Annotated in this window: 7 protein-coding genes and 3 pseudogenes; 7 read left to right on the top strand and 3 right to left on the bottom strand. The window is 67.8% G+C overall.

Features of this window, described 5'->3' with window-relative positions:
- Positions 1 to 539: 539 nt before the first annotated feature.
- A complete protein-coding gene (locus ACFTZC_RS28555; protein ID WP_382894502.1) occupies positions 540 to 2,129 on the bottom strand; it encodes a CHAT domain-containing protein in 1,590 nt (529 codons plus the stop codon).
- A 577-nt stretch (positions 2,130 to 2,706) separates the two neighbouring features.
- Between ACFTZC_RS28555 and ACFTZC_RS28550 the strand changes: the two genes are divergently transcribed.
- A complete protein-coding gene (locus ACFTZC_RS28550) occupies positions 2,707 to 2,841 on the top strand; it encodes a hypothetical protein (RefSeq protein ID WP_382894500.1) in 135 nt (44 codons plus the stop codon).
- A gap of 157 nt (positions 2,842 to 2,998) precedes the next feature.
- Positions 2,999 to 3,196 carry a hypothetical protein gene (locus ACFTZC_RS28545; protein ID WP_382894499.1) on the top strand — a complete coding sequence of 66 codons (198 nt, stop codon included), beginning with the start codon at positions 2,999 to 3,001 and terminating at the stop codon, positions 3,194 to 3,196.
- A 263-nt stretch (positions 3,197 to 3,459) separates the two neighbouring features.
- Here ACFTZC_RS28545 and thrS read toward each other — a convergent pair.
- Positions 3,460 to 4,688: pseudogene (gene thrS / locus ACFTZC_RS28540) on the bottom strand (threonine--tRNA ligase).
- 227 nt (positions 4,689 to 4,915) lie between these two features.
- On the opposite strand from thrS, the pseudogene ACFTZC_RS28535 reads away from it, so the two are divergent.
- The 4 genes and pseudogenes from ACFTZC_RS28535 to ACFTZC_RS28520 form a co-directional block, all read left to right on the top strand.
- Positions 4,916 to 5,446: pseudogene (locus ACFTZC_RS28535) on the top strand (winged helix-turn-helix domain-containing protein); the annotation flags it as partial.
- A gap of 30 nt (positions 5,447 to 5,476) precedes the next feature.
- Positions 5,477 to 5,779 (top strand): annotated as a pseudogene (locus ACFTZC_RS28530) (IS630 family transposase); the annotation flags it as partial.
- Between the two features lie 123 nt (positions 5,780 to 5,902).
- Positions 5,903 to 7,648: a tyrosine-type recombinase/integrase gene (locus ACFTZC_RS28525; protein ID WP_382894497.1), complete on the top strand. Its 1,746-nt coding sequence runs from the start codon at positions 5,903 to 5,905 to the stop codon at positions 7,646 to 7,648.
- Positions 7,635 to 8,093, top strand: a complete 459-nt coding sequence (locus ACFTZC_RS28520; protein WP_382894495.1) for a DUF6262 family protein — start codon at positions 7,635 to 7,637, stop codon at positions 8,091 to 8,093. Before ACFTZC_RS28525 ends, ACFTZC_RS28520 begins: the two co-directional genes overlap by 14 nt.
- A 22-nt stretch (positions 8,094 to 8,115) precedes the next feature.
- Here ACFTZC_RS28520 and ACFTZC_RS28515 read toward each other — a convergent pair whose 3' ends face one another.
- The gene (locus ACFTZC_RS28515) at positions 8,116 to 10,041 is read right to left on the bottom strand and encodes a hypothetical protein (protein ID WP_382894493.1); all 1,926 of its coding nucleotides are present in this window, start codon (positions 10,039 to 10,041) and stop codon (positions 8,116 to 8,118) included.
- 641 nt (positions 10,042 to 10,682) lie between these two features.
- On the opposite strand from ACFTZC_RS28515, the gene ACFTZC_RS28510 reads away from it, so the two are divergent.
- Positions 10,683 to 10,880 carry a hypothetical protein gene (locus tag ACFTZC_RS28510; RefSeq protein WP_382894491.1) on the top strand — a complete coding sequence of 66 codons (198 nt, stop codon included), beginning with the start codon at positions 10,683 to 10,685 and terminating at the stop codon, positions 10,878 to 10,880.
- Positions 10,881 to 12,031 lie beyond the last annotated feature (1,151 nt).

Genomic DNA, 12,031 nt, shown 5'->3' with positions numbered 1-12,031 from the left:
AGCGGGCGGGGGCAGGCGGCGTTTGTGGAGGGCCGAAGTGACTACCGGCAGGCACAGCGTCCCGTTCGGGGCGGATAGGAGAAGTGGTTGGCCTTGCTCGTCGCAGGCGATTTCAAGAACGGTGTCGGGCAGCGGCGCGAGGAGCCGGTCTGCGGAGCCCTGGCCCTTGGTGAGGAGTCGTAGTAACGCGTGTGCCGGGTCGGTCGGCTTGGCGGCGTTGTCCGGCACATAGTGAGGATTGGGTTCGAACGGCCCGCAGCGCCCGTCTTCGTCGAGTGGCCACCCGCCGACCACCAGGTCTGTGGGCAGGTCCCGGCTTTCGGACGGTTCTTAGGGCTGTGACGCCTTGTTCCGGCAGTAGGTACCACTGTCCCTGCCGGATCGCGTCCGACAGGGGCGGGCCGCTCCCATCGGTCACGGCCACGGGGTCCTGTTGTGCGGTTCCGGGTTCGGCCCCGGTGAGTCCAGCCCACACCATGTCCTTGTCGTTCCGTGGTTCCGTCTCGTCCTCGTGGATGTCCATGAACTGCAGAATGGCCTCAGGCACGCGCCCTGACAGCCAGGCGCAGCCAGCTCTGGCCCTCGTCGGTGTCGCCATCCTCACCGTGAAGTTGGCTCAGGAGATACGCTGCCTGTGCTGACGGCGAGGAGCCGGAAGGCCCGGGGACCCGCAGCATGAAGTCATCGCCGCTGGCCGTCGGCAGGCTGCTCTCCTGTCTCGTACCGTCACCGGGTTCTTCCTGCTGGTCGAGCTTGTCGGCGGCGCGCGTGAGCCATCGCCGGGCCTGTTCGCGGTCACCGGTCGAGGCCAGCAGCTGTCCCAGACGCAGTTCACTGTCGGTGTCGCCCGAGCGTGCCGCCATGGTGAGCCAGTGTCGCGCGGCCTGCAGGTCCTGCGCTGGTGTCTCTTCCACGAGGAAGAAGCCCAGCATGGCGGCGGCCGCCGGTTCGCCGCTGTCGGCCGATGTGCGCAGCAGGGCTTGCACCAGCGAGCCCGTCGGGCGGGGCCCCAGGAAGAAGATTCCTCCCTGGCCTAGGGAGCAGGCGGAGAGCACCAGCAGGCGGGTGCCCGACAGGGGTTGCTCCAGCAATTGGGCCATGCTGAGGGTCTCGTCGTCGGCCAGGACCAGCTCGCTGAAGAGGGGACGGAGCGGGTCGGTACGGCCGTGGGTGGCCAGATGAACGACATCGGCTCCCGGGAGGGCTGCGAGAACCGCGTTGCGACGCGCGTCGGTGCCGGTGAGCAGCGTGGATCGAGTGAAGTGAAGTACCGCTCTTCCGGCCTCGCGTCGGGCCCCGGGCAACGGCTTTTCACGTATGGGCTCAGGATCGGCGACCGCAAGGATGCTGTCCGGTTCGTCGAGGCGAGGTTCGCCTGCCCTCGGCCGCTGGACGCCGCTCGCGACGGTGACCAGTACCGCGTCGAGGACATGGCGCCGTCCCTCAGGCAACGCGGGATCCGGCCACCACGCGGCGTGCAGGGGGAGCGATCCGAGACGCGTGCCGTGCGGGATCACGCAGAGCCAGGAGGTGGGCCACTTATCCAGCACCGGTTTCAGCAGGTGCTCGCCTGCCCAGCCGGCAAGTATGTCCACGGTCTGCCGGTACCAGGCGGGATCTGGTGTGGCGCCCTGGCTCAGTCCCGAGAGGCCCGCCTGGCTGATCACGTCCTCGCCGGAGACGGGGAGCCACAGGGCCTCAGTCCGGCCTGATGCGTCCGCGCCCAGAGCGAGGCCGTTCACCCCGGTCGAGGCACACAGGTGGACGACGACGCTTCCCTCGGGAGGCGGCCGCAGATCCGGACCTGCCCCGGGGCTCGGGCAAGGTCCGGATCCCACTGTTTCCAGGCTGCGTAGCGCCGTTCCCAGGTCGCCGGCGTGGGCCGCGCTGAGGGCCGCCTGGACCGCGATGACCTCGGCGTCATGAGTCCGCGCGAGACGGTCCTCAAGGCTTTCGCCAGCAGCCTCCAGCCGTGGCAGGGCCCGGCGAAGAGCGATCTGTGCCGCTTTCGACGCCTCCTCCCATGCGCCCATGCCGGCCACGCTTCGGGACCAGTCGGCGGCGGCCGCCGCGGAGCCTTCAGGGTCGTCCGGAGCGGCCCGCTCACGGATCAGGCGCAGCCCTTCCACCGAGCGCCTGTCCTGGTTGAGGAGCAGAGAGCCCAGTTGCCGGGTGCTGTCCCTGTGGTGACGTCCCCCGCTTGACAGCATGTTCCGCGCGTCGCGTGCCGCCCTCCGGCTGTGTCGCGGCAGCACGCTCGAGGACGTCCATCGCGCGCCCGAGCGCCAGCGAACGGGGCCGCAGTCGCAACTCCATCAGCAGCGCGGACGCCAGGACCAGCGCGTGGCCCGCGGCGGGTCCGACCTGTTGCGGCGTACCTGGCTGACAACGGACATCAGGCCATCCCCAGCACGACGCTACCGGCAGTGCGCGGGTTGACGAGGCCGGATCCAGGAAACGACCGCCTAGGATGCCGGGCGCCTGGTCGAGCCCGCCTCGGCCCGACCGACCACCCGCTGTGCTCTCCCCACTCACGTCGCTGTTGGCGGGGCAGGGAGTTTCCAGGGCTATTACGTCGTAATGACCTGTGCTCCGCTTCGTGTAGAGCGGGCGGCCTATTACGTCGTAATGGGCCAGGGCCGCTGGGACTCAAGCGGGGGAGCAGCATGTCCAATTTCCGATGGTTTGCCACCAGGAGCCCACCTGATGAAGAGCCCCTTCCGCCGCCGCTGCGGCCACGCGCCTGGCGCCACCTCCCCCCGAGACCAGGCCAACGTCGACGTGTACCGCACGCTACTCGCCGCCTCCACGCGGCGCGAAGCCCTGGACACCCGGCCGTAACGACACCGGCTTGGGCTGCGGAGCCGACTCCCGCTCAGAGTTCGGCTTTGGTATTCGAGCTCAACCTCCGCTGCGAGACCTCGCGATCGTCCCCCGAAGCGGCGGCTGCACCGACGGCCACCTCCTGGTCCTCCCCCGCAGCCACGTCGCCGACTTCATGACCGACCCCGTGGTCTCCGCCACGGTGCAACTGCGCGCCGCCGAACTCGCCGGACAGCTGGGCGGCCAGTGGAACTACCTCACCACCTGCGGCCCGGACGCCACCCAGATCAAGGCGTTGCTCATCCGCGGCCAAGAGGAGGGGTGGTGGCACTTCGAGGTCGCCTGTGCCACCGACGGCTGGCGCGACGCGTAGGCCGGCATCCTGTGGCTGCAGCTCACTGCGGTGCCTTCAGCACGCGGGGGAGGTGGACGTGGAGGTGCTCGACTTCGACCTCTCGGCCGCGTCCGCGAAGTGCTCGGGCAAGGACTTCAGTAAGGCCGCTGGCCCTTGTCCGGACTAAGGGGAGGCGGCCGGAGTCGAGGAGAAGTAGCCGTGGAGCCACACGAAGAACGAGTGGGCCAACCGCCACCGCTGCGGCAGTACGGGCAGCCGGCCCACCGTGATCGCGGCGCCTGCTATGAGGCCAGGTCGGTCCACAGTTCGGTGCTGTGATCCTCGATGAGAGCGCTGATCTGGGTGAGTGCGTCACAGACCGGCTGCGGGTCGAGTCGGCGTCCGTCACGCAAGCGCAGTGCGACGTGATCGTCAGCGGCCTCCTTGGCGCCGATGACGGCTTGGTAGGGAACCAGGCGGGCCTCTCGGATTCGGGCGCCCAGGCTGCCGCGGTCCGGTCCCGCGATCTGGGCACGCAGTCCCAGACGGGTACAGCGTTGGGCGAGGGTTACGGCGTTCGGCAGTTCGGTGTCGGAGATCGGGAGAATGACCAGCTGAGTGGGGGCGAGCCAGGCGGGGAAGGCCCTGCCGTGCTGTTCGATGAGGTGGGCGATGGCTCGTTCCACGCTGCCGATCATGCTGCGGTGGACCATGACCGGGCGGTGTTTGGCGCCGTCGGCGCCGATGTAGTGCAGGTCGAACTGCTCGGGCTGGTGGAAGTCGACCTGGACGGTGGACAGGGTGGATTCCCGGCCGGCGCCGTCGGTGACCTGGACGTCGATCTTGGGGCCGTAGAACGCGGCCTCTCCCTCGGCTGCCTCGTAGTGCAGGCCGCAGCAGTCGAGGACGTCGGTCAGCAGGGCGGTGGACCGTTGCCACTTCTCGGGTGCGGCAACGTACTTTCCGCTGATGCCCGGGAGGGAGAGCCGGTAGCGGGTCGGGGTGATGCCGAGCGCCTCGTACGCCTGGCGGATCATCTCCAGGGCTGCCTGCGCCTCCTCGGCGACCTGGTCCAGGGTGCAGAAGATGTGCGCGTCGTTGAGCTGGATGGCCCGCACCCGGGTCAGTCCGCCGAGCACGCCCGAGAGTTCGGAGCGGTACATGCCGCCCAGTTCGGCCATCCGCAGGGGCAGTTCGCGGTAGCTGTGGGAGCGGGAGCGGTAGATCACCGCGTGATCGGGGCACAGGCTGGGCCGAAGGACGACCTGCTCTGCGCCGAGGTCCATCGGGGGGGGAACATGTCGTCGCTGTAGTGCGCCCAGTGTCCGGAGATCTCGTACAGCTCCCGCTTGCCGAGTACCGGTGAGTACACGTGCTGGTAGCCCGCTCGCCGCTCGGCGGCGCGGATGTACTCCTCCAGGGTGTGCCTCACGGCCGCGCCGTCGGGCAGCCAGTACGGCAGGCCGGCGCCGATCAGCGGATCGGTGTCGAACAGGCCCAGTTCACGGCCGATCTTGCGGTGGTCGTGCACGGTGGTCATCGCGGTCTCCTTGCTGGTTGCGGAGCAAGTGACCGGGCGTACGACGAAGCCCCGGGGCACTTGCCCCGGGGCTTCGGATCAGATCATCTGTCAGCGCGCCGGGACACTCTCCGGCGTCGTCGTCATAGCAGCGCGCTTCATGGCGCAGACGTTACTGACCTTGAAGGCGGGTTGTCGTAGGGGCTGACTGTTGTTGATCGTCGCGGTATGCCGGTTGTATGAGGTATCCGCAGGGTGGGGGTCTGACGGCGGAGAGGCAAGCTTTCCGCGAGCGGGTCTGGATGGAAGCTGTCGGGATGTTCGCTGCCGGGCGGGGCAGTACGGAGATCGCGAAGGAGTTACGGGTCAGCGTCCGGTCCGTCCAGCGGTGGCGGCGGGCCTGGCGGGAGGCCGGCGAGGACGCGGTTCGGTCCCGTGGCCCGGCGTCCCGTCCGAAACTGGGCGAGGCACTGTTCGCCGTGCTCGAGGAGAAGCCGGCCAAAGGCCCGCTCGCTCACGGCCGGCCGGATCAGCGATGGACCCTGGCCCGCGTCAAGACACTGATCGGCCGGCGGTTCCACAAGAGCATGACGCTGTCGGGCATCTCGCAGATGCTGCGGCGGCACGGCTGGAGTCACCAGGTTCCGGCCCGTCGGGCCGTCGAGCGTGACGAGGCGGCCGTGGCCGGCTGGGCGAAGGAGGTGTGGCCGCACCTGGAACGGCCGCGGCGGCGCTCGGGGCCTGGATCGTCGACGCCGCCGACCTCCCGCACCTGGAGCAGGCGCGGATCCACGCCGGTCATCCGGGTCCGCGGCCGTTCCCAGCGCCGCTTCTCCATAGCCGCCCTGTGCTGCTACAGACCCGGCGAACGGTCCCGCCTGATCTACCGGCCCAAACGGCATACCGATCACAGGAGTGGCGGCCGCAAGAGCTTCGCCTGGACCGAGTACCGAGACCTCCTCATCGCCGCCCACCAGCAGCTCGACGGACCGATCGTCCTCATCTGGGACATCTGCACCCGGCACACCGAGCTGTGGCAGGCGGCCGGGGCGCCGGACCTGGATGCGTGGTTGGCCACGACGCGTTATGAGGCGCCGCCGCACGGCGAGCGGGACTGTCTGCTGCCCGACTGCCCGTGGTGGACGACAGGGTCCGGGTCGGTGTTGTGCCGGCGGCACTACATCCGCTGACGCAACAACGGCCATCCCGAGCTGCCCGACGACCAGTTGATCGAGTGGTTCGGGCGGCTGGAGCTGCGGCGCGACCCCTACATCAGGTTTCACGACCTGGGGCGCCAGGTCCGCCTGGAGGTGCAATTCGGGCTGCAGTGCCGGGCCGACATCCGAGACCGTCACACAGCCCCGCGCACGGTGACCCGCGCACTGAGCTGGATCCGCGAATCGGGCGTGCGCAGCCTGATGGACTGGGACGAGACGCAGTGGCCTAAGTTCTGCCGTGTCGCGCGCAAGGGCTACCAGTCGCTGTCCTACAGCTTCATCCGCGACACCCGGTTCGAGCTGCAGCGGCTGCTGATCGCCGACGATCCGTGGGCCGACCAGTTCCCGCGCGACAGCTGGGATCTGCGGCTGCTCGACCTGGCCAACGAGGACTGCTGCCGCCTGCACTTCGGCGGCATTCCCCAGCCCTGGCTGCGGGACCTGGCCAAGCGCTGGGCCCGCTGGCGGCTGACCCGCGGCAGCAACCCAGCAGGCCTGACCTTAGGCGTCCAGGCCATCACCCGGCTGGCCCGCCACTTCGCCGAAATCGATGGCGTCGATGCCGGACCGGCAGCGCTCGACCGGGCCCGCATCGAGACCTGGCTGGCCGCCCTGCAGACCGACGGGCACAGCGAGCGCAGCCGCTCGCGCACCGTCAACTGCGTCGGCGTCTTCCTGCGTGACGTCCACCGCTACGAGTGGCAACCCGACCTGGCCCGCAGCGCGTTCATCTACGACGACGCGCCCACACCGCGTGGGCTGAAGCCGCGGTTCATCCCCGAACACCTCATGCGGCAGCTGGAGGCACCCGAGGCCGTCGCGCAGTTCCCGTCCGACGACGGACGGCTGCTGCTGAAGATCCTCATGGCCTGCGGCCTGCGCACCAAGGACGCCCGCTGGCTGCCCTTCGACTGCATCGTCCGGGACGCCGAGAACAACCCCTACCTGGCCTGGCTCAACCGCAAGATCCACGACCGCCCGGCGTTCTTCCCGCTGAGCGAGGACCTCGCGGCCGAGATCGGCCGCCAGCAGCAGGCCGTCCTCGAACGCTTCCCGCAGGGCTGCAAGCGGCTCTTCCCCGCCTCGCTCAAGAACGTCGACGGCAGCAAGCCGGTCAGCGACCGCCGCATGCGCGACCACCTGGCCATCTGGCTGGAACGACTCAGCCTCACCGACGAACACGGCCAACCGGTGAAGGTCACTTTCCACCAGTTCCGACACACGCTGGCCACCAGAATGATCAACGCTGACGTTCCCCAGCCTGTGATCCAGACCCTGCTCGATCACATGTCGCCGGCCATGACCGCCGTCTACGCCAAGCTCCACGACAAGACGCTGCGGCGACACTGGGAGAACGCCCTCAAGGTCAACCACGAGGGGCAGGAGGCCGAGATCGCCGCCAACCACCCGCTCTCCGGGGCGGCCTGGGCGAAGATGAGCCTGGTCCGTGCGAAAGTGACGCTGCCCAACGGCTACTGCGGCGCCCCGGTACAGACCGACTGCGAGTACGCCAACCCCTGCCTGGACTGCCGGTTCTTCATTACCACCAGCGACTTCCTCCAACAGCACCGCCAGCAGCGGCAGGAGACCAACGAACTCATCACCCAGGCCGAGCAGGCCGGGCTCGCCCGGGTCGCGGAGAAGAACTGCCGCACCCTCGGGAAGCTCGACAAAATCATCAGTGCTCTCGAAGAGACCGCCGGGAATCAGATCGTCGTCGGCGGCCGCGTGGAGGACGTCGATGTCCCCAGCTGACAACACCACCGCGCTGGCCGAGGCCACCCGACGCCGCAGCCGGCGTGCCCGAACCAACGCCGAGAAGGCCATCTCGCTGGCCCAGCGAGATGGCAGTCACACCAGCTTCGCGGCAATCGCAAAGGAAGCAGGTGTTTCACGGTCCTGGCTCTACACACAGCAAGATCTCGTCACGGCCATCCGCCAGTTGCAGAACCGCCAGCCCTCCAGCCAGCGGACCGGACCACAGCCAGCCTCGATTACATCCATCCAGCGACGCCTGGACGTCGCGCTCGCGCGGATCAAGCAGCTACGGACTGAGAACAGCGACCTCTCCACCCGCCTGGAAACGGCCTACGGGGAGATCCGCAGGTTGCGCGGTATCTCCCACTCCGGCGGGCTCGAATCTGAGAAACAAGAGAGCAACGTCCCTTCCTGCATGCCTCGCACCAAAGCCACAAAATGACCGTCACGAGACCACGCCCCGGCTAATGCCACGGCAGCGTTGGCGTGCCGTCAGGGTCCAGCCCGTACGGCCATTTGGTAGCGATCACGGGAACTACCTTGATCTTGTCGGCATGGCCGGCGTCGGCGGCTTGTTGGAGCATGGTTTCGGCGCCCTGCATGTCTCCTGCTTCTTTCCGCATCTTGGCCAGGTAGAGCAGGGCTTCGGGATCGGCGGCGTCAGCGGCCTGCTGTGCCAAAGACTCGGCGTCCTGCATACTCCCCGCTTTCTGCCGCTTCTGGGCCAGATAGAGCAGGGCCTTGGGATCCCCGGTGTCGGTTGCTTGCTGCGTCCACGCTTGGGCGCTGTCCACGTCTCCCGCCTTTTCCCGCATGTCGGCCAGCTCAAGCATCGCGTCGATGTTGCCGGTGCTGGCGAGTCGATGACAGATGGTCTCGGCCCTCTCCACATCACCCTCGAAGTGCGATTCTTTGGCCAGGTGGAGAAGGGCGAAGGGGTAACCGGCGTCGGCGGCCTGCTGTGCCAATGCTTCAGCCTCATCCACGTGCCCCGTGGCTGCGCGTCTGAATACCAGCTCGAACCAACCAAGAGGGCGACCGTTAGCGGCTACGCGCTGGTAAATGGCCTCAGCTCCTTCCAGATCTCCCCAGTCCTCCCGCTCACGGGCCAGTAGCAGCAAGCCTGCGGGTTGGCCAGCGTCGGCAGCGCGCCCGAACAGGATTTCGGCGCCCTTTATGTCTCCCGCACGTAGCCGATTCCCACCCGCCTTGAGTATTGCGTAGGGCGGGCCGGTATCGGCGGCACGTCGGAACAGAACCTCTGCCCCCGTCATGTCTCCCGCCGCTTCCCGCATGTCACCCAGGGCAAGCAGTGCGTCAGCGTTGCCCGCGTCGGCAGCTTTGAGGAGCGAGCGTTCCGCCCCGTCACGATCCCCGGCTTTTCGTCGCAAGGAAGCGAGACGGAATAGTGCGGCGGGATGACCAGCATCGGCGGCGCGCCGACAAAGGTGGTGATGCCACTGGAGGCGATGGCGTGCTCTGGCCGCCTCGGCGAGGCCATGCAGGTCGTCAGGGTGGTTGAGATGGGTGTGAGCGGCGTGCCAAAAGGAGGCGGGTGGGCACAGGAGCCTGCGAATGGTGCGGCCATGCTGTTCCAGATAGTCCGCGAGCCGGAACACTGTCCCAACCGGTTGCGCTGGGGCCCCCGTAGAGGACGAAGCGCCCGGCGGACGAAGCGCAGGGCGGGGAATCGCGCGGCGCAGGGGGGCCTGCTTGCCATGTACAGGGTGGGCGAGTTCGGCGAACGCTGCTTCCGCCCATTCGTCCCCCCGCTGGTCGTATTCGTTCTCGCTGAAGTAATCGGTGGCTGCGTCGATGAGAAAATTGCCTGGAAGATAGAGACCGACACCGAGCCGACGCGCGTCCATCGCTGCTCCCAACAAGGCCCTGGCGGCGGGGCTGCCTTGTTCATAGCGATCGCGGAGCTGAGGGGCCCCCGCGAGGTCCTGTGCCAGTTGACCTGTGGCGTGACTGCGAGTGAGGGCATCGGCCAGCAAGTGGTCGCCAGTTTCGGCCAGGGCGACCGCAGCAGCTATTTCGGACGGGGCGAAGGTGTCAGGGACGGTCAGAGTCCGCCCCTCAAGCAACGCTCGGACCTGGCTGTACGAATCTGGTTTACGCAGGTCAGGCAGGGCTGTGTACTGGCGGGCGTACCTAGGCCACAAAGTGCCCAAGACCAGTACAGGTCCGCGTTCGGGCAGGGTGAGCAGTGTGTGGACGGCGGCCGCGATCCGCTCCCCTGTCGCTGGATCGCCGAAGTAGTGCTGAGCCTCGTTCAGCCATACCACCGTCCTCGGCACGACACGGTGCAGGTCATCTAGAGCCGCCTCCGCCCGTGTCGGGTCGGAGGGATGCCACAGCCTCCACCCCAACGCCGCAAGCGGCTGCACGGCTTGCCAGCATGCCCTGGTCTTCCCGGTCGACGAGTCACTGACCAAAACGACCAGCCGAGAACGCCCTTTCCCAGCCTCCCGCACCACCTCCGCCAGCAGACGGTCGTGCTCACGTGGGACATAACCGGGCAGGACTCGCCGCGGCGCACTCGAACCGCTACCAGGGACGGTACCTGCAGGGTGCACCTCCAGGTCGTGCGGATCCCAATCACCGATCGGCCGGCCCGGGCCCACCTCACTCCCCGCCGCCGAAGCCGAGTCTGCCTGCTCCTCCGCCGTCCGCTGCAGTTCCAGCAGCTCGGCCGTTGGCAGCCTCAATGCTCGTGCCAGGGCTGCCACCGTACGCGCCGACGGCACCGGCCCGCCGTCCTGGAACGCCCCCTGCACAGTCGTGCGCCCCAGACCCGCTCTGGCACCAAGGTCTGTCTTATTCAACCGAGCACAGATCAGTCCGTCACCGAGCCTGCCGCGCAGTTCGGTGAGCGCCGGATTCTGATCGGGCTGTCCACCGTGCACGTTCTCGCCCTCCGACCGTGAAGTGTTCGCCGGTGTTCATTTTCTCTCCGGCGGCCCACGGCGAACACCGATTACGCGAACTTCGAGCACGTCACCACCCCACTACTGACCGGGAGTTCGACGTGTTCTTCACGGCCGTACTGCTCACCATCGCTCTGGTCGTCGTGATCGCGCTGCTGGCCAGCGTCGCGGCCGCCAAACTCGCCCGCCTGGACGGCGTCGGCTACCCCGCGGCGCTGAAACAGGCAGCCGTCACGTTCGCCGCGGTCCTCACCCTGGCCGCTGCGATCACCACCGCCCTCACCAGCTTGTCCTCCTGAGTGGGTGTTCTGCGGGCCTTCGTCTGTTCTCTGCTTGAGTCGATCTCTGGGGTGGGCGGTGCCGGACCCCATCTGCACCCTCAAAGCAGACCAAGTCAATCTCGACGTCTCCCGGACGCAGAGGGAGGAAGCCTGCGCCCCTCCCTCTGCCGCGTGGAGGACATGTCTGCCAAGCAACTAACCTGGTCAAGCCGGTAAGTGCCTCTTCAGCTGGCCATAAGCTGGCCAACGAAGTCATCCGGGCGGGTACGGACTTCGACGGGACGGAGCGGTCGCCCATGCGGATAGCGGAGGCCCGCGTCACGCTCGGGGTGGTCGCCGCTCGCGAGGGTGATCTGGACACCGCACTCGCTTACGGGGAGCGGGCTCTGACGGGGGGGGGGAGCGGAAGTCGCTGCCCAGCCTCGCGATGGTGGCCGCCGACCTCGGGCAGGCCCTCCAGAGGCACTACGGACACGCCTCCGAGGCACAGGAGTTCGTCACCCATCTTCGTGAACTTCGGGGCGGCCAATGACCTTCCCGTGTAGCAGAAAAGTCACGTCGCGCTTTGCGTCTATGGAGGGTGTCGATCCGGGCTTCTCGGACGCTTCGCACATTCGCCCCCCAAATATGTCGGGACGTGCAGCTAGGCTGTGCGCAGCAGTGATCCAAAACGACGAGAACCCCGGGACCGGGCCTGGTCCACGGGGTCTCGAACGGGGCAAGGCTCCGTTGGCGACGCACCTGGTTGGGAGGTGATCGCGGGATGAAGGTTACCCGCCCGCGCGGAACTACACGCGCCGCTACGCCGTTGATCTTCTGCGATCACGTCATCCGGGTCGTGCCCGCGCATGCTGACGCCAGCCTCCGGATTCAGGGGGCTGGGATGACCTAGCCGGCCATCGACCGCACGCGCCAAGAACGAGATGGACTAGCCATCCCCTTCGGCCGCGCGCGGCCCGTCTACCGCCTGGATTACCAGAGCGGTCCGCTCAGATCCCGGTTCACCCCGGTCCTGAGCTGCGGCTCATCAAGCCGCTCATTTCAACCGGCCCTTCATCAGGGCCATGTAGTACCCGCGGACCCCGGCCAAGGGGCTTCGCGGTCACCCAGCACCGAGGTGCTGCGCATTACCCGTTCCGAGGGCCCGGCCAAGGGCTTTCGGAACACCA

The sequence above is a fragment of the Streptomyces sp. NPDC056987 genome (assembly GCF_042673865.1).
GTDB lineage: Bacteria > Actinomycetota > Actinomycetes > Streptomycetales > Streptomycetaceae > Streptomyces.
This window is presented reverse-complemented; position numbering and strand designations above follow the sequence as displayed.

What these genes read in the sequence shown, in the direction of transcription:
- ACFTZC_RS28550 (WP_382894500.1), top strand. Translation starts at nt 2,707, where the DNA reads ATGAAGAGCCCCTTCCGCCGCCGCTGCGGCCACGCGCCTGGCGCCACC.
- ACFTZC_RS28545 (WP_382894499.1), top strand. Translation starts at nt 2,999, where the DNA reads ATGACCGACCCCGTGGTCTCCGCCACGGTGCAACTGCGCGCCGCCGAA.
- ACFTZC_RS28520 (WP_382894495.1), top strand. Translation starts at nt 7,635, where the DNA reads ATGTCCCCAGCTGACAACACCACCGCGCTGGCCGAGGCCACCCGACGC.